The sequence below is a fragment of the Bradyrhizobium sp. Arg816 genome (genome assembly GCF_029989365.1).
Taxonomy (GTDB): domain Bacteria; phylum Pseudomonadota; class Alphaproteobacteria; order Rhizobiales; family Xanthobacteraceae; genus Bradyrhizobium.
The window spans coordinates 886,877-911,426 of record NZ_JAPRAQ010000001.1 but is presented as its reverse complement, the minus strand read 5'-3'; the positions used below and the strand labels follow the sequence as shown (position 1 = coordinate 911,426).

Sequence of the window (24,550 nt, the reverse complement as noted above, 5' to 3'; positions counted from 1 at the left end):
GTTTTCGGACTGGTAAATAGATCGAATAGATTTTTCTGCGCGGGGGAAGAATGAAGCCCGGGCGGCCGCGTCTCCGTCACATACGATGGCATCCATTAAATTAAGGTTCCATCGATCCATCCAAATGGATTCAAATCGACGGCCCTCCGCAAGGACGCGCGGGAGCCGGTGCGCCTGTCAGGGCGTGATGGTCGGGCCTGGTGCGGCGGGAAGGCGGCGTTTCAGCACGGTCGCGAGACGGCCGACGAAGTCCTTCATCGTGCCCGGCTGCGGCCGCGGCGCCGTGCTCGCCGCGCGCTCGTGATCAGGCGCGTCGTTCACGATGCTGATGTAGTTCTTTCTGACGTCCTGCTGCACGGGGGCACGCGAACCTTGGCTCGATCGGAGCCGGAACCATGCTGCGCATAAGGGGAACCAACGGTTAATTTTGTCGCCCGTAGGAATACCCTGTCGTGCTGGACACGAGGGCGCCGATTAACGGTTTATTGAGCCTGTTCGTCACGGTCGGCACGGATAGCCAGGGACGACAACCAAGGATGAGAACCAAGGCGCTCATCGGCCGCGGCCGTCCGCATTCAGCGCCCGCAACATCGCGATGCGGGCGAACATCACCCAGCCGCCGCCCGTCTCGGCTGCGTTGATCAAGGTCTCGATGGCGGTCTGCCAGTGCGCCTCGTGTTGCGCGTCATCAGGCAGCTGCATGATGTAGTCCGCCGCGTCTTGCAGCGTCAGCAGCTTGCGCTTGTGACTTGCGCGAACGGGATCGTCGAACGCGGTCGACCAGGGCATGTCAGGCCGGCCGATCGGCGAGGGGAGACATCACGGCGCGATTGCAGACGCGGATTGCGTCTAACCGGCCTTCTTCGCCCGCGCCGGCGCGCGCACTGGCTTGTCGGCCTTCTTGGGGGGCGCTTCCTTGGCTGTTGCTGTCTTGCCGCCCTTGCCGGCGATCGGCAGCAGCATCTCGCGCTGGCCCTCGACGCGCTTCTTCGGCTTCTTGCCCTTGACGGTCTCCCTGACGGCCTCTTTTGTGGCCTTGGCCGCGGGCGCCATGTCCTTTTCGCTGGCGATGCTCTTCTTCAGCGCGTCCATCAGGTTGATGACATTGCCGCCGGTCTTCGGCGCGGCCTTCGCTGCGATGGGTGCACCGCTGCGCTTCTTGTTGATGAGGTCGATCAGCGCCGTCTCGTAATGGTCCTCGAACAGCTCGGGCTCGAACGCGCCGGACTTCTTCTCGACGATGTGCTTGGCAAGGTCGAGCATGTCCCTGGTCAGCTTCACGTCCTGGATGTCGTCGAAATATTCCTTCTCGCTGCGGACCTCGTAGGGATAGCGCAGCAGCGTGCCCATCAGGCCGCTCTCGAGCGGCTCCAGCGCGATGATGTGCTCGCGGTTGGTCAGCACGACCCGGCCGATCGCGACCTTGTCCATGCTGCGGATGGTCTCGCGGATCACCGCGAAAGCGTCGTGGCCGACCTTGCCGTCAGGCACGAGATAATAGGGGCGGATCAAATAGCGGCTGTCGATATCGGTCTTCGGCACAAACTCGTCGATCTCGATCGTATGCGTGGAGTCCAGCGCGATGTCGTCGAGCTCGTCCTTGGTCACCTCGATATAGGTGTCGGTGTCGACCTTGTAGCCCTTGACGATGTCCTCGGAGGTCACCTCGTCGCCGGTCTCGGCGTCGACCTTGAGGTACTTGATCCGGTGGCCGGTCTTGCGGTTGATCTGGTTGAACGAGACCTTCTCGGTATCCGAAGTGGCCGGATACAGCGCGACCGGGCAGGTCACGAGCGACAGACGCAAAAAACCCTTCCAATTGGCGCGGGGGGCCATGGGCTACTCCAAACGCAACGGGGACAGAGGACGAGGATACCATCGGGGAACAACGAATCATAGCAAGGCGGATTGCGGAATCTTGCAACTGCGTTAACCGGCCGCCCGGCGCGCGGTTGCAGCCCGATACAGCGGCAAAAACCGGAACATCATATCCAATCACGCGTTGGCTCGGGACATCAGGCTGCGAGGAGGTTGCGACCACCGCAGCCGACATCCAGAGATTGAGGGCACTATGGCAGCCACGCGAGAGCACGATCAGATCGTCGAAACCGCCACCGAGGCGCGTCAGGGCGAGCCAGGGCCGTCAGTGGCGGCCCTGCTTGCAATCTCGACCGGGCTCGCGATCCTGATCCTTGCCGTCATCTGGTTCGTGTTCTTCCGGACCTGACGGCCGGTCGACGGGACGGTTCGGACCTTCCGACTCGCCGCGTAACGCGGCACATTGCGCCCGCCACGCCCGCCGGCTCGTCCGGTGGCCCTGGCGGGCGCAGTCGCGTCGGCCCATGAGAAGCTCTATATGACCAAAAAGTAACCCGGTTGGTTCCCCGCGTTCATATTCAGTTCACGCCGGAATTGCTCATCTGTAGCGGTGTTCATGCGGCCTATTTCTGGAGAGAAGCGTGCGCCTGCTTGTTGTTGAGGACGACCCTGATCTCAATCGCCAGCTCACCAAGGCGCTGACGGACGCCGGCTATGTCGTCGACCGCGCCTTCGACGGAGAGGAGGGGCACTATCTCGGCGACAACGAGCCCTACGATGCCGTTGTGCTCGACATCGGCCTGCCGAAGAAGGACGGCATCTCGGTGCTGGAAGCCTGGCGCCGCAACGGCCGCACCATGCCGGTCCTGATCCTCACCGCGCGCGACCGCTGGAGCGACAAGGTCCAGGGGTTCGATGCCGGCGCCGACGATTACGTGCCGAAGCCGTTCCATCTGGAGGAGGTGCTGGCGCGCATCCGCGCGCTGCTGCGCCGCTCCACCGGCCACGCCCAGAGCGAATTGAGTTGCGGCCCCGTCACGCTCGACACCCGGACCGGGCGGGTCAGCGTCTCCGGCAATCCCGTCAAGATGACCTCGCACGAATATCGGCTTCTGGCCTACCTGATGCACCATTCGGGGCGCGTCGTGTCGCGCACCGAGCTGGTCGAACACCTCTACGACCAGGACTTCGACCGCGACTCCAACACCATCGAGGTCTTCGTCGGCCGCATCCGCAAGAAGCTCGACGTCGACATCATCCAGACCGTCCGCGGTCTTGGCTATCTCCTGACCCCGCCGCCTGCTCCCGGCGGTTGAGGCGTCAGGACTTGACGGCCGGCCGAACAGGGGCCTTGGTCCGGCCATGACGTCCGACGCCCCGCCCCCCCGCGCCTGCCGGGATCCTTCCGATGCCCGCTAGCTCGCTTGCCAACCGCCTGTTCCTGTCGGCGACGGCGTGGCTCGTGGTGATCCTGGCCATCACCGGCGTGGTCCTGTCGTCGGTCTACAAGAGCGCCACCGAGCGCGCCTTCGACCGCCGGCTCAATCTCTATCTGCGCACCCTCATCGCCGAGGTCGCGACCCCCGACGAGCCGCCGGATCGTCAGTTCCAGTCACTCGGCGAGCCCCTGTTCGAGCTGCCGCTATCGGGCTGGTACTGGCAGATCACGCGGACCGATACCGAGAAGCCGGAGGTGCGCTCGTCGCGCTCGCTCTGGGACAAGAAGCTGCCGAAGCTGGAAGAGCAGGGCACCGAGCTCACCGCTGCCGGCATTCGTCTCGCCTATGTCGATGGGCCCGAGGGGCAGAATCTCCGCATGGTGGAGCGGCCGGTCGATCTCGGCGCGGACGGCAAATATCTGGTCAGCGTCGCCGGCGACGACACCGAGATTTTCGACGAGACGCGCAGCTTCGACTACTACCTCGGCGGCACCTTCACCGCGCTCGGCATCGTGCTGCTGCTGACCACGGTGTTCCAGGTCCGCTTCGGTCTCGCGCCGCTCAAGCGCATCTCCGAGTCCATCGCCGACATCCGCTCCGGCCGGGCGGAGCGGCTCGAAGGTGAATTCCCGGTCGAGATCGCGCCATTGGCGCGCGAGACCAACGCGCTGATCGATGCCAATCGCGAGATCGTCGAGCGCGCGCGCACCCATGTCGGCAACCTCGCCCATGCGATCAAGACGCCGCTCTCGGTGATCGTGAACGAGGCCGGCACGCACGCCACCGAGCCGTTCGCAGCCAAGGTGATGGAGCAGGCGGACGTGATGCGCGACCAGCTCGCCCATCATCTGGAGCGCGCGCGCATCGCGGCACGCGTCTCGGTGGTGGCGACCGTGACGGAGGTCGCGCCCGTGATCGAGGCGCTGCGGCGGACCATGGAGAAGATCCATCGCGATCGCGGCATCCTGGTCGAGGCCAAGGCCGATCCGTCCGCAAAATTTCGCGGCGAGCGGCAAGATCTGGAGGAGATGGTCGGCAACCTCGTCGACAATGCCTGCAAATGGGCGGCCTCGCAGGTCTTCATCGAGGTTCTGGTGGAAGCGCCGCACCAGGCGGGCGCCGGCCCGCGCCTGCGGATCATCGTCGATGACGACGGCCGCGGCCTGTCCGAGGCCGAGCGCGCCCAGGTCTCCCGGCGCGGCCAGCGGCTCGACGAGTCCAAGCCCGGCTCGGGGCTCGGCCTGTCCATCGTGACCGACCTCGCCGCGCTCTATGGCGGCAGCCTCTCGCTCGGCGGCGCACCGACCGGTGGCCTGCGGGCGGAGCTGATCCTCCCCGGAATTTAATCCTTTGTTCCGCCACGACTATTTGACTGGTTTGGCACCGATCCGGCCGAAACCGGAGCTATTTCGCAGCGACTTCCTAAACGGCTTCTTAAGTGGGCCCCATCTATGATCGCGCAGGACGCATCCCACGTCTGCCATTTTATCGTGCATCACCCGGGCGCATGAGCCAGACATCGATCGAGCGGCTGAGGGAATACCTCGCGCAGCTCCCGCCGCAGTCGCAGGCGCTGCTGATGCGGGAGTTCGAGCGCGCGCTCGAGCGCGGCCAGGACACGGCTGTGGCGACCCTCGTGCTCGAGCAGCTGCGCAAGATCGTCCGCAAGACCGAAGTTGACGAGGCTGCGCCGCCGCGCACGGACGATCTGTCGCGGCTGTTGTTCCAGGTGCTGGAACCGTTCCTGGTCGAGACCGGCGCCCCTGTCAGGGTCGGCCAGATCCGTCGCTCGTCGCTGCATCCAATCTGGCAATGGCTCGGCCGCGATGGCGCCCCCGACAAGGTCAACGAATTCGAGGCGGCGCTGGCGCGCATGCCGGCTTCAGACAGTGCAGGGCAGGTCGAAGCCCTCGCCTCGAGGCTCCAGGCGGTGGCCGCGGATGCCATCTTCGGGCTGACGGGTCCCGGCGGCGGCGACAAGTCGCGCGCGCTCGCCCGTGTCGGCCCGCCCAACGTGATCGAGGACCTCTATTCGATCGGAGCGGTGCTTCAGGTCCGGGAGGCCATCGCGACGCTGAACGAGAAGCTGCCGCGCTTCCTGCGTGCCTTCGGCGAAGCCCAGATCGCGTCAGTGACGTCCACGCTCAACATCCCCGCGCTCCAGACGCCGCAGATGCTGCCCTTCGCGCTGTCGATGGTCGTGCAGCGGATGACCGCGCCGTGGCAGATCATCCGCCTCGCCATCAAGATTGCCGCGTCCGACGACGAGATCCGCGTCGCGGCGACTCCCTACGGCGTGGCCGTCACGATCGCTTTGCATGATTTGTCGTGCGTTGCCGCGATCCTGCGCATGGACATCAAGCGCGGCCATTTCGAGAACGTCGCCGACAATCTCAAGGCGCTGCATGACGGCGTGCGCGGTCTTCGCACGGAGCTCGATCTGCGCAACGATTCCGTCTGGGGCAAGCAGCTCACCTCGATCCGGGCCGACATCTCCAATGCGCTGCAATCGGAGATCGACAGCGTTCCCGGCCGGGTCCGCCGCATCCTGCGCCAGCGCGCCGAGAAGGACATTCCGCCGGGGGCGCGGATCGACAGCACCGAGGTCGAGGAAACCGCGGCGCTGATCGATTTCGTCGCGACCTGCCGCAACTATGCGAGCGAGCTTGCGATCAATGAAGTGACGCTGCGCACCTATTCCGATCTCCAGCAATATGTCGAACGCTCGACCGAGCAGTTGGTGCAGTCGCTGCGAGCGGCCGATCACAAGGTCCGCACCTATCGACAGCAGCAGGTGCAGGCCGCGATCCGCTTCTGCCAGGTGCTGTTCGGCGATGATTACGCGTCGCTGATGAGCCGCGCCGCGGAGAACGCGGCCACGGGCGAGCGCAAATCGTCGCGCGCAAGCTGATCAAGCGCATATTTTTGTGACCACAATTTGTGGTTGACGGTGCCGGTGGCCGGCCCTACGGTCGCCGTGCAAATTTTTGGAATTTCTATCTGTGGGCGCATGAAACCCCTTATCAACTCCATCGAAATTGAAAACCGCGTCATCGTTGCCAAATATCAGAGGCTGATGGTTGGCGCGAAGGTGGTGCTGATCGAGAAGGCAAGCGGCCGGCAGCTGCCTGAGACCGTCACCAGGGTCGCATCGCCCGTTCCCGTCGGGGCGTTGCGCATCCGATTGCCTGAAGTAATCGAGCCGGGAACATACTTCCTGAGGGCCTTCAACGGGCACGGCGAGGACGCCGCTCAAAGCGCGGACTTCGAGATCGGCTAAGCCGTTGGATTTTCATGGTTTCGGGACTGTGTGCGGTCGCGCCGAATTGACAATTGTCAATTGCCGCATCGTCCGGCCGTGGTGTAAAGCCACCTATGGGCGCGGTTCGCGCGCTGCCGGAAGCTTGCCAGATGACGCTATGGTTCGTGTTCGCGCTGATGACGGTCGCGGCGATTTTCGCCGTGCTTCTGCCGCTCGGCCGCAGCGGACGCGCGCAAAATCAGGGGAGCGAGGTCGCGGTCTACAAGGACCAGCTGGCCGAGATCGAGCGTGATCTCGCCGCAGGACTGATCGCCGCACCTGAAGCCGAGGCCGCACGTGTCGAGATCAGCCGCAGGCTGCTTGCCGCGGCCGGGAGCGAGCCTGCATCGGAACCGACATCGAGCCTCAAATGGCGCCGCGCGGCCGCCGTGCTGGCGCTTGCCGGCCTGCCGCTCATTGCGATCAGCGTCTACATGCCGCTCGGCTCGCCCAGGCTTCAGGACTTTCCCCTGGCGCAGCGGGAGCGCGGGGCTGGGTCCGGCATGGCGCTGGAGAATCTCGTCGTGCAGGTCGAACAGCATCTGGAAAAGAATCCGACCGACGGGCGCGGCTGGAACGTGCTCGCGCCGGTGCTGGTGCGGCTCGGCCGCTTCGACGATGCCGTGCGCGCCTATCGCAACTCGCTCACCTACAATGGCGAGAGTTCGGAGCGCCGGGCCGATCTCGGCGAGGCGATCGCGGCCGCTGCTGGCGGCGTGGTGACCGCCGAGGCCAAGACCGAATTCGAGCGCGCGCATGGCCTGAACGCGGACGATCCCAAGGCGAACTATTTCCTCGGGCTTGCCGCTGAGCAGGATGGCCGCAAGGACGACGCCGCCAACATCTGGCGCGCACTGCTGGCGAAAGCGCCGGCGGATGCGCCGTGGCGTCCTCTGGTGCAGACCTCGCTGGCGCGGGTCGGCGGCGGTGGCGCTACGATGCCGGCGCTGTCGGACGAGACGGTCGCGGCCTCCAAGGACATGAACGAGGGCGATCGCAACGCGATGGTGCGCGGCATGGTCGAACGCCTGGCCACCCGGCTGAAGCAGAACGGCGATGATGTCGAGGGTTGGCTGCGCCTGGTGCGCGCCTATCTCGTGATGGGCGATCGTGACAAGGCAATGGGCGCATCGACCGACGCGCGACAGGCGGTCGCCAACGATGCCGCGCGGCTGCGCCAGCTCAACGAAGGCCTCAAGACTCTCGGGCTCGACGGATGACGATGTCGGGACGAGGCGATCGGAGAACGGATACGCCATGACGCGCAAGCAGCGACGTATGACCATCATCGGCGGCTCCCTCGCAGTGCTCGCGCTTGCGGCCGCGCTCGTGCTCAACGCTCTGCGCGACTCCATCGTGTTCTTCTCGACGCCAACGATGGTCGCCGAAAAGCACGTCGAGCCCGGCAAGCGGTTTCGTCTCGGCGGCCTGGTGCAGCCCGGCTCGCTCCAGCGCGGCGACAATCTCGCCGTGACCTTCGAGGTTGCCGACGGCGGCGCCAAGCTGCCGGTCGCCTACAAGGGCATCCTGCCCGACCTGTTCCGTGAAGGGCAGGGCGTGGTCGCCGAAGGCGCGCTCGACGCCAATGGCGTGTTCAAGGCCGACACCGTGCTCGCCAAGCACGACGAGACCTACATGCCCAAGGAAGTCGCCGATGCCCTGAAGAAGCAGGGGCATTGGAAGGACGATTACGGCGCCAAAGCTTCTGACAGCGTCAAGCCCGCGGCGACGACCGCGCAGGGCAACCCGCAGGGAGCAGTGCGTTGATCGCGGAATCCGGACACTACGCGCTGGTGCTGGCCCTCGGCCTGGCGCTGATCCAGTCCATCGTGCCGCTGATCGGCGCGCGCTTGCGCGATGCCGCGCTGATGAACGTGGCGCGCTCCGCCGCGCTGGCGCAGCTGCTGTTCGTCGGTGCCTCGTTCATCGCGCTCGTGATGCTTCACGTGAACTCGGATTTCTCCGTCGCCAACGTGTACGAGAACTCCCATTCGATGAAGCCGCTGATCTACAAGATCACCGGCGTGTGGGGGAACCATGAAGGCTCGATGCTGCTGTGGGTCTCGATCCTGGCGTCGTTCGGCGGAATGGTCGCCGCCTTCGGTAACAATCTGCCGCTGTCGCTGCGCGCGCATGTGCTGGCCGTGCAGGCCTGGATCGCCAGCGCGTTCTATCTCTTCATCCTGGTGACATCGAATCCGTTCCTGCGCATCGCCAATCCGCCGATCGAGGGACGCGATCTCAATCCGGTGCTCCAGGACATCGGCCTCGCCGTGCACCCGCCGATGCTCTATCTCGGTTATGTCGGCTTCTCGATCTCGTTCTCCTTCGCCATCGCGGCGCTGATGGAGGGCCGGATCGACGCGGCCTGGGCGCGCTGGGTGCGGCCGTGGACGCTGGTGGCCTGGATCTTCCTGACCCTCGGCATCGCGATGGGCTCGTACTGGGCCTATTACGAGCTCGGCTGGGGCGGCTGGTGGTTCTGGGATCCGGTCGAGAACGCCTCGCTGATGCCGTGGCTCGCCGGCACGGCGCTGCTGCACTCGGCGCTGGTGATGGAGAAGCGCAACGCGCTGAAGGTCTGGACCATCCTGCTGTCGATCCTGACCTTCTCGCTGTCGCTGCTCGGCACCTTCCTGGTGCGTTCGGGCGTCATCACCTCCGTGCACGCCTTCGCCACCGATCCGACGCGCGGCGTGTTCATTCTGCTGATCCTCTGCCTGTTCATCGGCGGCAGCCTCTCGCTGTTCGCGGGGCGCGCGACCTCGTTGAAGCAAGGCGGCCTGTTCGCGCCGATCTCGCGCGAGGGCGCGCTGGTGTTGAACAATCTGCTGCTCAGCGTGGCCTGCGCGGTCGTGCTGTTCGGCACGCTCTATCCGCTGGCGATGGAAGCGCTCGACTTCAAGATGTCGGTCGGCGCGCCCTTCTACAATCTCACCTTCGTCCCGCTGTTCGCGCTGCTGCTGCTCGCCGTGCCGCTGGGGCCGATGCTGGCGTGGAAGCGCGGCGATCTGCTCGGCGTCACCCAGCGGCTGCTCGCGGCGGGCGTTGCCGCGCTCGTTGTGATCGCCATTGTCTGGGCCTGGACCCGTGGTGGCAGCGCGCTGGCGCCATTGGCAATCGGGCTTGGAGTCTTCGTCATCGGCGGTGCCATGACCGATCTGTCCGAACGGACCGGTTTGTTTCGCCTGCCGTTCGCAACGACGCTGCACCGGGCCCGCGGCCTGCCGCGTTCGGCCTGGGGGGCTGCGTTCGCCCATGCGGGCCTCGGCATCGCGCTCATCGGGATCGTCTGCGAGACCACCTGGAACAGCGAATATATCGCGACCATGAAGCAGAACGACGTGGCACACGTCGCCGGCTATGATCTCAAGCTCGACGGCCTGTCCCAGCGTCAGGGGCCGAACTTCCGCGAGATGATCGCCGAGTTCAACGTCAGCCGCGACGGCGAGAAGATCAGCGTCATGACGCCGTCCAAGCGCAACTTCACGACGCGCGGGTCCTCGACCACCGAGGCCGCATTGCTGACGCGCGGCGCGAGCCAGCTCTACGTTTCTCTCGGCGACGCGACTGCCGATGGCGCCATTGCGGTGCGCATCTATCACAAGCCGCTGGTGCTGCTGATCTGGTGGGGACCGGTGCTCATGGCCTTCGGCGGCATGCTGTCGCTGTCCGACCGGCGCCTGCGGGTCGGCGCACCGAAGCCGGCGCGGGCCAAGCAGCGCCTTCAGCCGGCGGAGTGATCCGATGCGGCGGATGATGGTCACGATCGTTGCGCTCATGCTGCTGGCTTTGCCTGCCGCCCACGCCGTGCAGCCCGACGAGATCATGTCGGATCCCGCGAAGGAGGCACGCGCGCGAGACCTATCACGCGAGCTGCGCTGCATGGTCTGCCAGAACCAGTCGATCGACGATTCCGACGCGCCGCTGGCGCGCGATTTGCGGTTGCTGGTGCGCGAGCGGATCGCAGCCGGCGACAGCAATTCGCAGGTGCTCGACTTCCTGGTCGCGCGCTATGGCGAGTTCGTGCTGCTCAAGCCGCGCTTCGAGCGGCAGACCGTGCTGTTGTGGCTGCTCGCGCCGCTGCTGCTGGTCGGCGGCGGCCTGGCGCTCTGGCTGCAAATCCGCCGGCGCGCGCGAAGCGGTGCAGACCTACCAGCTCCGCCGCTCACTGCGGATGAAGAGGCGCGGCTCGCCGCCTTGATGTCGGACGAGACGAAGTCGCCTTAGCCGAAGCGCGCGATTCCGCCGTCGACCTGTCGCGGCAGGCCGAAACCCTGAAGCGTGAAGTCGACGAATTCATCGTCAGCGTCAGGGCGAGCTGATCTCGCCGAAGGCGTGTCCTGCGCTCGTCAGGGGAACTCGATTAAGTTCCTGTAAGGCCACGACTTTCGGCGTGCGATAAACTGCCGCAACGGTGCGACCCTTCATTACAAAAGTTTAACCCCGCCGCCAGCGCACGGTAAGGCGGGAGCCCCCATCTTCAGGTTCGTAAGGTGCTGCCACCTGGCACCAAAAGAATTCAAGGCCTTGGAGATCCCTGCATGACCGACCGTCCCGACCTCACGAACCTTCCGTCCTACCGGCAGCCCCGCCGGTCGGTTTTCTCCGCGCGCAGGATCGCGCTGATGGCCTCGGTCGTCGCCGGCCTCGGGATTGCCGTCCACGGCTTCAGCCCGTCGACCTCGCCGAGCGAGCTGTTCTCCAGCCCCGCGCATGCGCAGGTCAACAACGAGGTCCGGAAGGTCGAACGCCCGATCGGTTTCGCCGACATTGTCGAGCGCGTGAAGCCGTCGGTGATCTCGGTGAAGGTCAACATCAAGGAGAAGACCGCGAGCAACGATGACGGCGATGATTCCTCCTCGCCGTTCCAGCCGGGCTCGCCGATGGAGCGCTTCTTCCGCCGCTTCGGTGGTCCGGATGGTTTTCCGGGCCAGAAGGGTGGTGGTGGTCGTGGCCGCGTCGTGCAAGGCCAGGGCTCCGGCTTCTTCATCTCGGCTGACGGCTTTGCCGTGACCAACAACCACGTGGTCGACGGCGCCGACAAGGTCGAGGTCACGACCGACGACGGCAAGACCTATACCGCCAAGGTCATCGGCACCGACCAGCGCACTGACCTCGCCCTCATCAAGGTCGAGGGCAGCTCGAACTTCCCGTTCGCCAAGCTCGCCGACAGCAAGCCGCGAATCGGTGACTGGGTGCTCGCGGTCGGCAATCCCTTTGGCCTCGGCGGCACCGTCACGGCGGGCATCGTCTCGGCCAGCGGCCGCGACATCGGCAACGGTCCCTATGACGATTTCATCCAGATCGATGCGCCGGTGAACAAGGGCAATTCCGGTGGTCCCGCTTTCGACACCAACGGCGAGGTGATGGGCGTCAATACTGCGATCTACTCGCCCTCCGGCGGCAGCGTCGGTATCGCGTTCTCGATTCCCGCGAGCACCGTGAAGAGCGTGGTGGCCCAGCTCAAGGACAAGGGCTCGGTCAGCCGCGGTTGGATCGGCGTCCAGATCCAGCCTGTCACCTCCGATATCGCCGACAGCCTCGGCATGAAGAAGGCTGAAGGTGCGCTGGTGGCGGAGCCGCAGGCGAACGGTCCGGCGGCGAAGGCCGGCATCGAGTCCGGCGACGTGATCACCTCGGTCAACGGCGAATCCGTCAAGGACGCCCGCGAGCTTGCCCGCACCATCGGCGGGATGGCGCCCGGCGCGACCGTGAAGCTCAACGTGCTGCACAAGGGCCAGGACAAGGTCGTGAACCTCACCCTCGGCCAGCTGCCGAACACGGTCGAGGCCAAGGCCGACACCGACAAGGATAGCGGCAAGGGTGCAAGCAAGGGCACCGACGTGCCGAAGCTCGGCATGACCGTCGCGCCCGCCGACTCCGTGGCCGGCGCCGGCAAGGAAGGTGTCGTAGTCACCGAAGTCGATCCGAAGAGCGCCGCGGCCGAACGCGGCTTCAAGGAAGGCGACGTCATTCTCGAAGTCGGCGGCAAGAGCGTGAGCACCGCCGGCGAAGTCCGCGACGCCATCAACACGGCGCGGACCGACAACAAGAACAGCGTCCTGATGCGCGTGAAGAGCGGCGGCCAGTCGCGCTTCGTCGCGGTGCCCATCGCCAAGGGCTAAGCCTTCAGGAGGTCCACGAGATGAGGGGTGTCGCCGGCATCAGTCGCCCCCGCCGCCGACGCCCTTCGGGGGAGCAGCGCAAGGCCCGCTCCCCCAGCCTACCTTCCGGTGGAATTACGCCCCCCTCCGTCGGAAGGCCTAGGGCGGTGAGGTCCCCCCAGCTTCACCGCCCGCCTTTTTGCCTACCCAGGTTTTCGCCCAAGTCCCGTTTGCTTGGCTTGCATGCGATTGCCGCTCGCGCCATGTTCAGAGAAGGTTGACCCCCTTGACCGCCGCCGAACGCACGATGCGCCTCCTCATCATCGAAGACGACCGCGAATCCGCCGACTATCTGGTGAAGGCGTTTCGCGAAGTCGGACACATTGCCGACCACGCCGCCGACGGCGAGGAAGGCCTCGCCATGGCCGAGAACGGCGATTACGACGTGCTGGTGGTCGATCGCATGCTGCCCAAGCGCGACGGCCTGTCCCTGATCGGCGCGCTGCGCGACAAAGGCGACTCGACGCCGGTGCTGATTCTCTCCGCGCTCGGGCAGGTCGACGACCGCATCAAGGGCCTGCGCGCCGGTGGCGACGACTATCTGCCGAAGCCCTATTCCTTTGCCGAGCTGCTGGCCCGGGTCGAGGTGCTGTCGCGGCGCCGCGGCGGTCCGGCCGAGGACACGCTCTACCGCGTCGGCGATCTCGAGCTCGACCGGTTGTCTCATCGCGTTGCCCGCGGCAAGGACGAGCTGACGCTCCAGCCGCGCGAATTCCGCCTGCTCGAATACCTCATGAAGCATGCCGGCCAGGTGGTGACGCGCACCATGCTGCTGGAGAACGTCTGGGATTACCATTTCGATCCGCAGACCAACGTGATCGACGTGCACATTTCGCGGCTGCGCTCCAAGATCGACAAGGGTTTTGAGCGGCCGCTGCTGCACACGATCCGCGGCGCCGGGTACATGATCCGGGATGGGATCAGATAAAGCGACGTAATATCAATCTCTTCGCTTCCATGCCTACCGGCGGATTACCGTTTTCTTACCGGCCCGCAAGGGTGCGCCAGATATTAAACGTTCACGGCTCGCGCTTACTTCGGACTGGCGAGATTCTGGCCGGAGAGGACCATCATGGTTGGCAAGAGGCATGCCTCGGAGGAGATATCGGCCAAGCTGGCGAAAGCCAAAGAACTTGTAGCCGAGGGAAAGACCCAGCGCGAGATATCGAAGGCGCTTGGTGTCAGCATCATGACCTACCATCGCTGGAAGAAGATGCCCGGTTCGTCGGTGCTGGTCGATGTCCGGCGCGGAGAGGTCGACGGCCGGCCATCCAGTCTCAGCAAGGCCAGCGCCATGGAGACAATCAAGCGGTTAGAACTTGAGAACGCCCAGTTGCGACGTCTCGTGACCGACATGCTGCTGGAAAAGCTGAAATGCGAAGAGGAGCTTCGGGCGCGCCAGACCTCCTAGATTTGCATCGCTAGGCCCGCTCGCCGAGACCTGTCTTATGCCGCGTCCTCATGCTTTGCATCGGGCAAGCTATTAAGCCAGGCCGTGATCTCAGCGGGCAGCACTAGGACGCGCCGGCCGTGCTTCTTGGCCTTCAACACGCCATCGCTGATCGCTTCGCGCACCGACGTAAGACCGATGCCCGTTAGAGCGCTGGTTTCCTCGGGAGAGAGGGATAACCGCTCTGCAAGCGGCACTTTGTCCCTTTGTCCAAAAGCGTTCATCTATCTTTGATCTCCTTATTGATAGGCTTCGGCTGAATTATGAGACCGCTGCTGGCGGCGGGACGGAAAGTTTGCGCTCGCAGACGCATGGCGTGTGACGAGATGCGCCCTCATGTCGCCTCCGTCGCGTGTAGTTGCTCACCCCGGACCTCCGCACGGCCGCTGGCGATCAGCCTGGCGACGACGCTGTCAGCAATGCGTCGCGTGCCGAACCGCCAGCCGCCGCGCGGCGCTCGCTCAAAGGGGCTGAATTCGAGCAGGCGAAGGAAATAGGTTTCGGTGTGGGTGTTGGCGCGTGTGCCCATCGTCACGCGCTCCGGATGATGGGCGCTGCGGCGAGTGGCGCCTCGATCGCGACGGCAACGAAATGCCGGCAAGCGAGCAGATCGCGCCAGCGTGCTGCACGCGGCGAGGTCGCGGCGGGCAGCGGCAAAGGCGGTTGGCGGTCGATGCATGCCCGACAATCAGGGCACCCGCAGCCTGATAAGAGATGGGGGAAATAGATGCACATCAGGCCGGCACGCCGTCCTGGCGCGTATAGGCCAACGTTCGTGCGGCGTCGATGTGCTCGAAGACCTGAGACCGGCGCCAGCCCTTGCGGACCAGGTCGACGAGCGCGACGCCTTCGCTGGTCGTGGTGATGTCGATGAGGTCGGTCGCAAGCTGCGCGATGGCCGGGGCGCCCTCCAGGGTAGTGCGGGCCGCAGGCATGACCGGCGGCGCAATCAGCGCGGCGGTGCGCTCGCGCTCCATCTGGACGGCTTCGGCGGCGGCGGCTGCATCGGCTCGCGCTTTTCGAGCCGCTAGCAGCGCCTCGAGCGTCGCCTGGCGATTGAGGCGCCTGCCGCGCATCACAGGTTCGGTGCGTGGGCAGCCCTTGACGCGGACGTCGGCGAAGCGGCCCTCGGCCCGGATGTGGAAAAAGCCGTGCAGCTTTAACTGCTGGTCAAAGGCGGCGGCGGTGAGGTCGGTTGGGTGTTGCACGGCGGCGATCTCCCGTGATCAGTTTCACGGGAAACATATCGTCGGAAATTTCCTACCGTCAACAAAGAAAGTCGGAAATGTCCGACTTTTGTTCTAGAGGTCCAAAATTGTTCGCTTAACTCGGCCGATCACCTCGAGGTCGCGCGGCTTGAAAAACAGCGGCTTATTGAGGGGATTGGTCGAAAACGGAGAGAGGTGCGGATTGGCGCCGCCCTGCCACATCTTGTAGGTCGTCTCGCCCTTGATCGAAAAGACGTAACAGCGGCCGTTGACCAGGCTGCGCTCGGCGCGGTTGACGACGATGATCGAGCCTTCCGGCGAATAGCGGTCCATTGAATCGCCGTCGACAGTCAGGGCAAAGAACTCGCCCCGGCCTAGATCGGCAAAAGCCAGGAGGGGGACGTCATCGATCGGAATTTGGCTTGCCGGGCTTCGCAATCTTCCGGCTGTCACACGGTCGAGGAGGGGGACCATGGCAAGTTTGGGCGCGCCGGGGCTGGTGCGCCGAGGGGGCGGCCCCACTAGGTCGGCTACCGTCCATTGCAATGCCGCGGCCACCAGAGGCTGCTTGCCAGCACTGAATGATTGCTTCTTACCTTCCAAAAAATCCCGGATGAAATTCCGCTCAAGGCCCGGAATGGCTTTCGCAGCCTCGATCGGGCTGAGGTCAAGCTCGGCAAGCCGCGTCTTAATCCTTTGGCGCAGTTCGTTTTTCTCCATGGCGGATTTATCCGACGCGCCTTGTCCAAAGGCGAATGGGATGTTTCCGACGCATGAATATCGACGAATCGGAAATTTCCGACTATCCGTCGAATCATGGAGCGGGAGCTGATTCGCAATTTGATGGCCGTGGCTGATGCCTTCCGCGTCGCGCGGCCACTTGCGTTTGGCACTCTGGGGCGGCTCGCGGCGGGCGACTGGCGCTTCTTCGATCATCTCGGCTCCAAGACGTTCACGGCTCGTAAGTACGACCAGGTGATCGCCTGGTTCTCCGCCAATTGGCCGTCGGCGGCGGTGTGGCCTGAGGATGTGGCCCGACCGGAAGAGGTTGAGCCATGAACGGATGCCGGTTTCCAGACTGGAGGTCGAGCGCGGGCCGCTCTGAAACGGCCAATTTTCTTCTCTGTGGAAGGTCACACATCGGGCTCGGCGCGCCCTGTGGACACGTGTGGAAAACACGCGCTGACACTGCATTTCAAGGGGTTTTCAAAAGGGGTGGGGGACATGGCGGACACGCTTGCACGCATCGCAGATCCTGACGATCTGCGCTTTCTCGTCATGCTGGCGGCTGTGCTGGTCGTCGGCGTGCTGGCGGTCGCGGCCGGCGTGCAGATGCTGCCGCGGGACGACGATGGCGGTTTCGGCTTTCGCTGGGTGAGGCGCTCATGAGCCGTCGTCGCCAAAAGGTTTCCGCCTTCGTCAACGCTTCCGCGGACAAGCCGGGCAAACGGGGCCGCATCCGCGCCGCGCGGGTCGAGGTGCGCTGGCTCGACGACGCGATCAGCTTCGCGACGCTGACCATCGACGAGATGTCGCCTGAGATCCTGATGATCGACGGCGAGCCGTTCGTGCGTGCGGAGTTTTGCGGCGTTGCCGTCGAGCAGGGCAGATCTCCGCTCTATCTCCAGGTCCAGCCGTACCGCGTCGATGCGGGCCTTTTGGAGGGAGCGTGATGGCGGCGCTCATTCGTCACCGCTCGCCGAACGCCGCGGACGTCTCGCGGCAGCAGCTCAAGCGCTATCGCGAGGTTATCACGCTCTGGCTGCACAAGCGCGACACGTGGGAGATCTCGCAGCAGCTGAATCTTCCGGAAAGCCTCGTCGCGGGTTGGGTCGCCAATTTTCGCGAGCTGGTGAGGGCTGGGCAATGACCGGCCGCGCCTTCGGCACCGTCAAGATGATCGAGTCTGCCGCGGCGCGCGCGCTCGCCAATGGCCACGATCTCAAGACCTGGACGGCGCATCGCATCGCGCATGACCTGATGCGGTACGACGCCGATTTCGAAGGCTGCGATTACACGCAGCTGGTCTCGGTCGCGCAGCTCTGGCGGAAGGGGTTCGCGGCATGAGCAAGGTCGCCGATACCGCATCGAAGCGCGCCGAGCAGATCGCCAAAGATCAGCTGAAATCGATCATCGAACGGATCGAGCGGCTGGAGGAGGAGAAAAAGGCAATCTCCGACGACGTCCGTGACGTCTACGCCGAGAGCAAGGGCAACGGTTACGACGTCACGGCGCTGCGCACCATCGTGCGCATGCGCAAGATCGAGCCGATCGAGCGTGAGGCATTCGAGACCGTCCTCGAAACCTACATGCAGGCGCTGGGGATGCTGTGATGATGCAGGCCCCGGTCAACACCACGGAAGCCCGCGCGGTCGCCTTCGACCTTTCGGACCTGCCCGACCTGTCGGCGACCCCGTGTCGCCGGATCTGGCTGTCGCAGCGCGAGCCCATCTGGACGCTGGTTGATGCCGTCGACTTCGCCTGGCTGTCGGACAACATGTGGAACGTCTGGCATGCTGGCAACGGGCGCGGCGACAGCTGGATGCACTACGCCAAGCGCAATGTCGGGCCGTCGCGGTCGACCGTGCGGATGCATCGCGAGATCATGATCGCGGCTGATCCCGGTCGTGACGACGCGTTCCTCTCCGCCCATGTCGTCGACCACATCAACGGCCAGACGCTCGATAACCGCCGCTGCAATCTGCGCTGGGCCACCAAGCGCGACAACGCCATCAGCCGCCGCACGCGCGGCACCGCGCCGACACTCGACGCCATCGTGCGCCAGATCAAGGCCGATGCGCTCGCTGGTGCGCGCCAGCTGGAGGAGATTCCCTTTGACTGAGCTGGTCCGATATGAGGCCGCGCGCCGCGCGCTCGCCGAGGCGGTCGCGGTCGACGAGGTCGTCGACATCCGGAGCAAAGCCGAGGCGATGCGGGTCTACGCGCGCCAGGCCAGCGACAAGGGGCTTGAGATCCAGGCGGCGCAGATCCGTTTCCGGGCCGAGCGGCGGCTCGGCGAGCTAATCGTGGCGCAAAAAGAGACGGTCGGTCTCAACACCGGGTCGCGCGGCCAGTTGCAGGGCAAGAGCGATTCTGGCGGTGCCGTTGTGGAACAGCCAGAAGATGAGCGGCCGCGCCTCGCCGACATTGGCGTCGACCGCAAACTGTCCTCGAAAGCGCAAAAACTGGCCGCGATGGACGTGGCCGAGTTCGAGCGAGCGCTCGCCCGGCACAAAGAGGAAATGGAATCCGGCGCCGGTCGCGTCGCCATGGATCTGCTCAAGATTGATGCTGAGGAGAAGGGGCGTATCCATCGCCGCGACCTGTCCTCGGCGCTGGCCTCGGCCTCGGCGCTGACGCCGTCCGGCAAGAAATATCCGGCGAGTTACAGCGATCCGCCCTGGGTGCGAAAGGCCGGTATCGGCAACCGCGCTTATGAGAACCACTATGCGACCATGCCGTGGCCGGAGATCCTCAAATATCTGGAGCGGGTCGGCGAGGCGATGCAGCCCGACGCCTGGCACTGGATGTGGATTCCGCGCGCGCATCTGCTCGCCAAGGTGCCCTACAAGATCGAGGTGACGCTCGCGGATGGCGAGGTCGTGCTGGCGACGGCTGACCTGCCACTCGCTTATGCCTGTCAGCTTGCGCTCGGCATGGACAGTTACTCGACCTGTTACGTCTGGACCAAGACCGACGAGGAGCATCCGGACGAAAGCGGCACCGGCTTGCTGGTGTGGGACCAGGACGAGCTGCTGTTGCAGTTCAAGCGCGGCCGCGGCTTGCCCAAACCCGCCAGCGACGAAAAGTTCAGCTCCAACCATCGCGAGCGGAAGCGCGAGCACTCGCGCAAGCCCGACCATTACCGCCACATGATCGCGACCATGGTCGGCAAGGACACTGCCGGCCAGCCGTTGCCGGTGCTCGAGCTATTCGCCCGCGTCGACGGCGAGCATCCGCTGCCGGCGAATTGGGACGCGTGGGGGAATCAAGCGGGCGTCGTACTCGTTGCGCCGCAAGGCGCGATCGAGACCCCGACCAATGTGGCGCCTTCGCCGTCCTCGGCGCGCGCCGAGGAAGACATCCTCCGCGACGCCTTCAACGCCGCGCGTGCGGCGCGCGACGCTGAGCGGCTTTGGGAACATCCCGCCCGCGACGGTCACACCGTGTCGATGACGCGCGATTATCCGGGCGGTGTCTCCTTCAACGTCGCCACCTGCCTCTGCGGCTGGTCGTTCCGCTGCGAGAGTAAGCCGTTCGGGCTGGAGCGCGACGATGCCGTCGACGCACATTGGCGCGAAGTCATCGCTCGGCACGACCTCCCGGAGCCCTCCGGTGAGACCGAGGCGGCCGCAGCGGAAGCAACTGACGGGGCCAGCGCCGCTGCGGCCGTTTCGGATTGTGCGCCATACAATGCCGGCGACGTCATCGCCATCGACCAGCTGGCGGATTCCGAATGGCTCGCTCCGGCGCCGTTCGATCCCGCTTCAATCGGCGAGCGCGAGGCGTTGACGATCCTCTCCGACTTCTGCCACCCGCGCCGCGACATCGCGCCGGATCTCGGCGAGTTTTACCGCGCGCGCGGCTTCTCCTATTTCGGCGGCAAGGAATGGTCGCTGACCGGCAAGGGCTGGGACCGCTTGCGCGAGCTGCAGGCCGAGGCGACGCCGCAAGATCCGCGCGTCGAGCTGACCGAGCCCTTCCGCGCGCCGCAGATGAGCCTGTTCGACGCCGCGCGTCAGTTGGAGGACGCACCGCCGGCCGAGATCGTCGACGGCGCCCTGCAGATGCGGCTGCCGGTCGATGCCGACGAGCTGGCCGAGCAGCTCGCGCTGATGGCGGTCGATGCTGGCGAGGAGATCGACGGCCAGATGGCGCGCCATCTCGTCGGCCGCGGCCTGCTCGGCGCCACGACCAAGGCACTGAAGATCACCGACACCGGCCGTGCCTTCCTGGCGCAGCTGGCCGCGCCGGCATCCGTTCAGCAGCAGGGGGTACCGCAATGAAGCTCGCCGGTTGGATTCAAACCTACACGGGCAAGAAATTCTGGCCGCTCGATCCGCGGCCTGAGGACGTCGACATCGAGGACATCGCGCACGCCTTGGCGATGCAGTGCCGTTTCGGCGGTCATTGCCTGCGGTTCTACTCGAACGCCGAGCATTCGATCCTTGTGTCGCGCTTCTGTGGTGACGATGCGCTCGCGGGCCTGTTGCACGACGGCAGCGAAGCGTACCTGCTCGACATGCTGTCGCCTATCAAGCAGTTCATGCCGGATTACAAGGCCGCGGAGAAGCGCTGCCAGTCCGCTGTTTATCGCGCGTTCGGGCTGCCTGAAACGACGCCGGAGTCCGTCAAGCTTGCCGATCGGCGCGTGCTGCGTACTGAGCGGATGCAGGTCATGCGGGACACCGGCGATCCCTGGGTCGTCGACAGCGAGCAGCCGATCGACGCCGAGATCGTCGGCTGGGCGCCGCTGCGCGCGCGCGGCCTTTTCCTCCAGCGGTTCGCCGAGCTGACGCAGGTGGCGGCATGATCGCCATCAGCGTCAATATCGCGGTCGGCGCGGGCTCCATCATCGCGTTCGCGGGCTTCATGCTCGGGTACGCCATCGCCTGGCGCCACCGCGGCCGCTACGTCGCGCAGGCCTTCGAGGAGGCGACCAAGCCGGAGCCGACCACGCTCGTTATCGGCGACCTGGAGACCCGTTTCCGGAGGTCGCAACGGTGAAGCACAAGTGGAGCGAGAAGGTTCGTAGCCCGGACGGCCACAGCTCGCGCAAGGTCTGCGAGCGCGATGGTTGCGAAATCATCTGCGTCTCGCGCCACGAAACCGACGAGCGCGGATGGCCGCAGCACTGGAAGGAATGGTTTTGCGGCACAGAGAAAATCCAGGTCGGCGGCAATACGCCAGCGTGCAAGGCGGTTGAGGTCGCAGTATGATCGGTGTCGCACTAGCCCTGCTAGACGATACGGCCGCTGCTGCGCTCATCCAAGCGCCCGCGTATGGCCGCAATTTCGGCTTCGAGCGCCTTGTCCAGCTGGCTCCCGTGATAGACGATTTCTTTCGCTACGCTAATCAAGGCGTTCACCTGAAACTTGGGCCAGCTTTCCTTTTCCTCGCGGGGATTGGCACACACGTATTCAAACCGGTCGAGGTTGTCCCTAAATGCGTCCAGCTCATCTATGGCCGCGACTGGTATTGCGTCGACGTGTTGCCATGCCTCGTCAAGCTCGGGAGGTGTCTTAGGCCATCTCGTCATTTGCTCGTCGATCTCTTTAAGCGCAACCGAGATTTCCTCATTTTTGAGCCAGTCAACAAGGAACTGCGCTTGTCTCACGAGCGGCCGGGTTCGCAACATAAGTCGCGTGCAGAGAGAAATTCGCGCACGCAATCGCGCGACGTCTGCGACTTCCTTGTCATAGGCAATACGCTGCGCGACGCCCCGATAGGCAAAGAACGCCGCAGCGAGTGCCACCATCGCGGCCACAGTCGGCTGGAAGTCCTTCGCCAAATCATAAGCAAGGTTATGGGCCGATGTCGGATCTGTCATGGCGCAATCCTAACGTGTGTCTCGAACCTTGTCGAGGTGCAGGTCTGCATCATGCCGGCGGGCCGCGATAGCAAAACCAATCCAGTGCAGTTGCTTACCGCGTCCAGTTGACTCAATTCCTCAAGGCATCACGTGTCCAATCCTCGTCTGTCGATCATTCCCGCGGGGGCGGTGACTGATCGTTCGCTCGACGCCCGCGACCTGCAAACGCTGTGTCTGCTCGGCCGTCATATCGATCGCGCCGGCTGGTGCACGCGCAGCCAGGTCCGCATGGCGGCCGAGATTGGCTGCGGCCGCGCCACATTGCAGCGCTCGCTCGAGCGGCTGTATGAGGCCGGCTGGGTGGAGAAGCGGCGGCGCGATCACTGGCGCCCGGAAGATTCGACGCCATCGTCGAGCTATGCGTATCGCGTGAAGCTCGACCGCGATGATTTCGACCTGAAAAGCCTCGCGCGCGATGCCGACGACGATCTCGACGAGAGCCATGCAGAAAACGCGGAAGTACCGGAAAACGGAGGGGGGGTGCCCGCCGGTGGGCAGGGGTGCCCGCCCGTGGGCACGGGTGCCCATGCATGCGCGGGCACGGGTGCCCACACATACGCGGGCACCAATAACGACCCCTTAGAACGACCCCTTAAAACGAATGAGAGAGACGCGGGCGCGCGGGCGCGAGATCGCAAGGATCGCTTCAAGGCCGAGTTCCGCAAGCTTTGGCCGACCGCAGCCGTCGACGATCGCAACCGCACCGACTATGCCGCCGATGCGCTGTCGGCCGACGAGGAGAAAGCGGCGCTCGCCGGCGTCGAGCTGTTCCTCGATGAGCTGAAGCGCCAGGGCCGCAAGACCGTCCCGGCGGGTTGGCGCTACCTCGAGGAAAAGCGATGGACCTTGCTGCGCGGCGTGGGTGAGGGCTCTGCGGAAGGGCGCCCCGCGTCGTTTGCGATCGACGAGAATTCCGAAGCGGGCAAGGCGATCGCTGTGCTTTACGCGGTCGGCAAGGGGAAGCCGTTCGTTAATCGCGGGCAGGTGATCTATCGCGCTGAAACCACGCCGCAGGTGCTCGCCTTTGGGGGTGTGGCCGACAGGGCGTCCTGGCGATGGATCGTCGATCGACAGCAGGTCGCGGCGTGGTCGGCGTTCCTGTCGTCGCACGTGTTCGGCGTCAGATCGCCGCTGCTCGAGCGGCGCGGCGACGAAATGGGCTTCTTCGCGCCGGCGCCATGGCCGCCGCGCAAGGACGGAACGTGGTCCGACGACGCCGCATCGCAGGCAGGGGGAGACGAATGAATATGCATTACGAAATCGGGCAGTTCGTCGGCTATGTGCCGACCGAGGAGCCGCTCGCTGTGCCTGTCACGCCGGAGCGATGGTTCATGCTGAGCGTCACGCCTGGCCGCGATGCGCGTGTCGTGAGGCGCTTGCTGGAGCGTGGCATCTGCGCCTATTCGCCGATCGTTGTGCGCTACATCAACCGGCGGACGAAACAGGAAACGCGCAAGCCTCATCTCGGCAAGCGCGTCGAGCGCCCGTTCCTCGCCGGCATGGTGTTCGTGCCAGACTTCGACGCTGGCAAACCTGCGATCAAGCGGGTCGACGACGTTGGTGACTGGTTGACTGTCGACGAGGGGCGCCGAGCATCGCTGAAGCCTGCCGACATGGTGGTGGTGCGCGGCATCGTCGATGCGATGAACAGGCCTTTCGGTGAGCGTGATTATGTGGTCAACCAGATGGTGGAGATCGTCGACGGTCCGCTCGCGGGCTTCGTGGGGCAGGTGAAGCGCCTTGACTCAAGGGACCGACTCACCGTTTTTGTCGACGCGTTGCGCGGCGCCTCCGTCCAGTTAACCGAGGCGCAGATCGAGCCGGCCGCTGCAGGCACGCCTGCACCCACGGATCGACGTCAGAAGCGGAAACGCTCTGAGCGGCACCTGCCTCGAGGCAGGCGTGCGAAGCATTCGGAAAATCGCTTCACGTAGAATGAGCCCGGCCGCAGCGCCGGGCTTTTGCATGTCTAGGGTGTGCGGTAGCGCGCCTGTGCGTCACCGCTTCCCTCCTTGGGCGTTTCCTCCCTAGACTCAGGGCCGCTTGTGGCAACGCAAGCGGCCCTTCCTTTTGTGAGATGCCTTCTCGCCCTCAACAATTCCACGCACGCCCCGTTCCAACACGGGCAGAGCAGAACGTTGCAGCTGATGCCGAGCGTGGCTCTGCGCGCGAACGTGGCTACACGGTGCAGTGGGACCGTGCGTCCCGACTGTTCCGCCTGCACCATCCGCTCTGCAAGGGGTGCGAGGCTGTAGGGTTGGTGGTGCCTTGCGCGGTGACCGACCACGTCGAGCCGCACAAGGGTGATCGCGATCGCTTCTGGAACAGGGCCATGTGGCAGCCTGCCTGCGCGTGGCACCATGACGTGATCAAGCAAACGCTTGAGGTCATGTTCGCCAAGGGTGAGATCGTGGTCGCTGACCTGTGGCTCGACAGCGCTGTCGCTGTCCGCCTCACGCTCGCTGAGCTGCCGGTCGACGTAGGGGTGGGGGGTGGCCAAAAGTCTATGCCCCCCTCTTCGGGACCGGCATTCTAGAACCGTATTTTTTGCCGCGAAATTCCTGAGATTTTATTT

33 protein-coding genes are annotated in these 24,550 nt (G+C 64.9%); 25 read left to right on the top strand and 8 right to left on the bottom strand.

What is annotated here, in order from left to right; genetic code table 11:
* Positions 1–177 precede the first annotated feature (177 nt).
* The 3 genes from OWC48_RS04185 to OWC48_RS04175 all read right to left on the bottom strand — a co-directional run bounded on the left by OWC48_RS04185 (position 178) and on the right by OWC48_RS04175 (position 1,836).
* Positions 178–357: a hypothetical protein gene (locus OWC48_RS04185; RefSeq protein ID WP_282518810.1), complete on the bottom strand. Its 180-nt coding sequence runs from the start codon at positions 355–357 to the stop codon at positions 178–180.
* A 195-nt stretch (positions 358–552) separates the two neighbouring features.
* Entirely contained in the window at positions 553–789 is a 237-nt protein-coding gene (locus tag OWC48_RS04180; RefSeq protein ID WP_282518809.1) for a hypothetical protein, read from the bottom strand.
* Between the two features lie 60 nt (positions 790–849).
* Complete coding sequence (locus tag OWC48_RS04175) at positions 850–1,836, bottom strand: Ku protein (RefSeq protein ID WP_282518808.1); 987 nt, start codon at positions 1,834–1,836, stop codon at positions 850–852.
* 235 nt (positions 1,837–2,071) lie between these two features.
* On the opposite strand from OWC48_RS04175, the gene OWC48_RS04170 reads away from it, so the two are divergent.
* The 12 genes from OWC48_RS04170 to OWC48_RS04115 all read left to right on the top strand — a co-directional run bounded on the left by OWC48_RS04170 (position 2,072) and on the right by OWC48_RS04115 (position 14,136).
* The gene (locus OWC48_RS04170) at positions 2,072–2,227 is read left to right on the top strand and encodes a hypothetical protein (RefSeq protein ID WP_254117740.1); all 156 of its coding nucleotides are present in this window, start codon (positions 2,072–2,074) and stop codon (positions 2,225–2,227) included.
* A 232-nt stretch (positions 2,228–2,459) separates the two neighbouring features.
* Positions 2,460–3,134 (top strand): response regulator transcription factor, encoded by a 675-nt coding sequence (locus tag OWC48_RS04165; protein ID WP_282518807.1) that lies wholly within the window; start codon positions 2,460–2,462, stop codon positions 3,132–3,134.
* Between the two features lie 92 nt (positions 3,135–3,226).
* Complete coding sequence (locus OWC48_RS04160; protein ID WP_282518806.1) at positions 3,227–4,603, top strand: sensor histidine kinase; 1,377 nt, start codon at positions 3,227–3,229, stop codon at positions 4,601–4,603.
* Between the two features lie 161 nt (positions 4,604–4,764).
* Positions 4,765–6,168, top strand: a complete 1,404-nt coding sequence (locus tag OWC48_RS04155) for a hypothetical protein (RefSeq protein ID WP_282518805.1) — start codon at positions 4,765–4,767, stop codon at positions 6,166–6,168.
* Positions 6,169–6,267: 99 nt separating this feature from the next.
* The gene (locus OWC48_RS04150) at positions 6,268–6,537 is read left to right on the top strand and encodes a hypothetical protein (protein WP_282518966.1); all 270 of its coding nucleotides are present in this window, start codon (positions 6,268–6,270) and stop codon (positions 6,535–6,537) included.
* Positions 6,538–6,668: 131 nt separating this feature from the next.
* Complete coding sequence (ccmI, locus tag OWC48_RS04145) at positions 6,669–7,778, top strand: c-type cytochrome biogenesis protein CcmI (protein WP_282518804.1); 1,110 nt, start codon at positions 6,669–6,671, stop codon at positions 7,776–7,778.
* Positions 7,779–7,815: 37 nt separating this feature from the next.
* Positions 7,816–8,325 carry a cytochrome c maturation protein CcmE gene (gene ccmE, locus OWC48_RS04140; RefSeq protein ID WP_063984547.1) on the top strand — a complete coding sequence of 170 codons (510 nt, stop codon included), beginning with the start codon at positions 7,816–7,818 and terminating at the stop codon, positions 8,323–8,325.
* Positions 8,322–10,301 (top strand): heme lyase CcmF/NrfE family subunit, encoded by a 1,980-nt coding sequence (locus tag OWC48_RS04135; protein WP_282518803.1) that lies wholly within the window; start codon positions 8,322–8,324, stop codon positions 10,299–10,301. Before ccmE ends, OWC48_RS04135 begins: the two co-directional genes overlap by 4 nt.
* A gap of 4 nt (positions 10,302–10,305) precedes the next feature.
* Complete coding sequence (locus OWC48_RS04130) at positions 10,306–10,788, top strand: cytochrome c-type biogenesis protein (RefSeq protein ID WP_282518802.1); 483 nt, start codon at positions 10,306–10,308, stop codon at positions 10,786–10,788.
* A gap of 314 nt (positions 10,789–11,102) precedes the next feature.
* A complete protein-coding gene (locus OWC48_RS04125) occupies positions 11,103–12,686 on the top strand; it encodes a Do family serine endopeptidase (RefSeq protein WP_282518801.1) in 1,584 nt (527 codons plus the stop codon).
* A 286-nt stretch (positions 12,687–12,972) separates the two neighbouring features.
* Positions 12,973–13,653, top strand: coding sequence for a response regulator transcription factor (locus tag OWC48_RS04120; RefSeq protein ID WP_282518800.1), 681 nt, complete (start codon positions 12,973–12,975; stop codon positions 13,651–13,653).
* A 144-nt stretch (positions 13,654–13,797) separates the two neighbouring features.
* Positions 13,798–14,136: a helix-turn-helix domain-containing protein gene (locus OWC48_RS04115; RefSeq protein ID WP_282518799.1), complete on the top strand. Its 339-nt coding sequence runs from the start codon at positions 13,798–13,800 to the stop codon at positions 14,134–14,136.
* A 35-nt stretch (positions 14,137–14,171) separates the two neighbouring features.
* Here the strand turns inward: OWC48_RS04115 and OWC48_RS04110 are convergent, their stop codons facing one another.
* The 4 genes from OWC48_RS04110 to OWC48_RS04095 all read right to left on the bottom strand — a co-directional run bounded on the left by OWC48_RS04110 (position 14,172) and on the right by OWC48_RS04095 (position 16,319).
* Positions 14,172–14,399 carry a helix-turn-helix domain-containing protein gene (locus tag OWC48_RS04110; RefSeq protein WP_282518798.1) on the bottom strand — a complete coding sequence of 76 codons (228 nt, stop codon included), beginning with the start codon at positions 14,397–14,399 and terminating at the stop codon, positions 14,172–14,174.
* A 110-nt stretch (positions 14,400–14,509) separates the two neighbouring features.
* Positions 14,510–14,704, bottom strand: a complete 195-nt coding sequence (locus tag OWC48_RS04105) for a hypothetical protein (RefSeq protein WP_282518797.1) — start codon at positions 14,702–14,704, stop codon at positions 14,510–14,512.
* A gap of 205 nt (positions 14,705–14,909) precedes the next feature.
* Positions 14,910–15,383 carry a phospholipase gene (locus OWC48_RS04100; protein WP_282518796.1) on the bottom strand — a complete coding sequence of 158 codons (474 nt, stop codon included), beginning with the start codon at positions 15,381–15,383 and terminating at the stop codon, positions 14,910–14,912.
* A 93-nt stretch (positions 15,384–15,476) separates the two neighbouring features.
* A complete protein-coding gene (locus OWC48_RS04095; protein ID WP_282518795.1) occupies positions 15,477–16,319 on the bottom strand; it encodes a S24 family peptidase in 843 nt (280 codons plus the stop codon).
* A 288-nt stretch (positions 16,320–16,607) separates the two neighbouring features.
* Between OWC48_RS04095 and OWC48_RS04090 the strand changes: the two genes are divergently transcribed.
* Genes OWC48_RS04090 through OWC48_RS04045 form a run of 10 tightly spaced genes read left to right on the top strand, consistent with a single transcriptional unit; the run spans position 16,608 to position 21,322 of the window.
* Complete coding sequence (locus OWC48_RS04090) at positions 16,608–16,772, top strand: hypothetical protein (protein ID WP_282518794.1); 165 nt, start codon at positions 16,608–16,610, stop codon at positions 16,770–16,772.
* Positions 16,769–17,056 carry a hypothetical protein gene (locus OWC48_RS04085; RefSeq protein ID WP_282518793.1) on the top strand — a complete coding sequence of 96 codons (288 nt, stop codon included), beginning with the start codon at positions 16,769–16,771 and terminating at the stop codon, positions 17,054–17,056. Before OWC48_RS04090 ends, OWC48_RS04085 begins: the two co-directional genes overlap by 4 nt.
* The gene (locus OWC48_RS04080) at positions 17,056–17,253 is read left to right on the top strand and encodes a hypothetical protein (protein WP_282518792.1); all 198 of its coding nucleotides are present in this window, start codon (positions 17,056–17,058) and stop codon (positions 17,251–17,253) included. The genes OWC48_RS04085 and OWC48_RS04080 overlap by 1 nt, the downstream gene beginning before the upstream one ends.
* Positions 17,250–17,450, top strand: coding sequence for a hypothetical protein (locus OWC48_RS04075; protein WP_282518791.1), 201 nt, complete (start codon positions 17,250–17,252; stop codon positions 17,448–17,450). The genes OWC48_RS04080 and OWC48_RS04075 overlap by 4 nt, the downstream gene beginning before the upstream one ends.
* On the top strand, positions 17,447–17,716 hold the full coding sequence (locus OWC48_RS04070) for a DUF2312 domain-containing protein (RefSeq protein WP_282518790.1): 270 nt from the start codon (positions 17,447–17,449) through the stop codon (positions 17,714–17,716). The genes OWC48_RS04075 and OWC48_RS04070 overlap by 4 nt, the downstream gene beginning before the upstream one ends.
* The gene (locus OWC48_RS04065; protein ID WP_282518789.1) at positions 17,716–18,225 is read left to right on the top strand and encodes an HNH endonuclease; all 510 of its coding nucleotides are present in this window, start codon (positions 17,716–17,718) and stop codon (positions 18,223–18,225) included. The genes OWC48_RS04070 and OWC48_RS04065 overlap by 1 nt, the downstream gene beginning before the upstream one ends.
* Positions 18,218–20,389, top strand: a complete 2,172-nt coding sequence (locus OWC48_RS04060) for a hypothetical protein (RefSeq protein WP_282518788.1) — start codon at positions 18,218–18,220, stop codon at positions 20,387–20,389. Before OWC48_RS04065 ends, OWC48_RS04060 begins: the two co-directional genes overlap by 8 nt.
* Positions 20,386–20,916, top strand: a complete 531-nt coding sequence (locus OWC48_RS04055; RefSeq protein WP_282518787.1) for a phosphohydrolase — start codon at positions 20,386–20,388, stop codon at positions 20,914–20,916. The genes OWC48_RS04060 and OWC48_RS04055 overlap by 4 nt, the downstream gene beginning before the upstream one ends.
* Positions 20,913–21,110: a hypothetical protein gene (locus OWC48_RS04050; protein ID WP_282518786.1), complete on the top strand. Its 198-nt coding sequence runs from the start codon at positions 20,913–20,915 to the stop codon at positions 21,108–21,110. The genes OWC48_RS04055 and OWC48_RS04050 overlap by 4 nt, the downstream gene beginning before the upstream one ends.
* Positions 21,107–21,322, top strand: coding sequence for a cytochrome C (locus OWC48_RS04045; RefSeq protein WP_282518785.1), 216 nt, complete (start codon positions 21,107–21,109; stop codon positions 21,320–21,322). Before OWC48_RS04050 ends, OWC48_RS04045 begins: the two co-directional genes overlap by 4 nt.
* A 20-nt stretch (positions 21,323–21,342) precedes the next feature.
* Here OWC48_RS04045 and OWC48_RS04040 read toward each other — a convergent pair whose 3' ends face one another.
* Complete coding sequence (locus tag OWC48_RS04040; RefSeq protein WP_282518784.1) at positions 21,343–21,933, bottom strand: hypothetical protein; 591 nt, start codon at positions 21,931–21,933, stop codon at positions 21,343–21,345.
* 132 nt (positions 21,934–22,065) lie between these two features.
* On the opposite strand from OWC48_RS04040, the gene OWC48_RS04035 reads away from it, so the two are divergent.
* The 3 genes from OWC48_RS04035 to OWC48_RS04025 all read left to right on the top strand — a co-directional run bounded on the left by OWC48_RS04035 (position 22,066) and on the right by OWC48_RS04025 (position 24,511).
* Complete coding sequence (locus OWC48_RS04035) at positions 22,066–23,220, top strand: hypothetical protein (RefSeq protein WP_282518783.1); 1,155 nt, start codon at positions 22,066–22,068, stop codon at positions 23,218–23,220.
* A gap of 2 nt (positions 23,221–23,222) precedes the next feature.
* On the top strand, positions 23,223–23,909 hold the full coding sequence (locus OWC48_RS04030; RefSeq protein WP_282518782.1) for a transcription termination/antitermination protein NusG: 687 nt from the start codon (positions 23,223–23,225) through the stop codon (positions 23,907–23,909).
* A 341-nt stretch (positions 23,910–24,250) separates the two neighbouring features.
* A complete protein-coding gene (locus OWC48_RS04025) occupies positions 24,251–24,511 on the top strand; it encodes a hypothetical protein (protein WP_282518781.1) in 261 nt (86 codons plus the stop codon).
* Positions 24,512–24,550 lie beyond the last annotated feature (39 nt).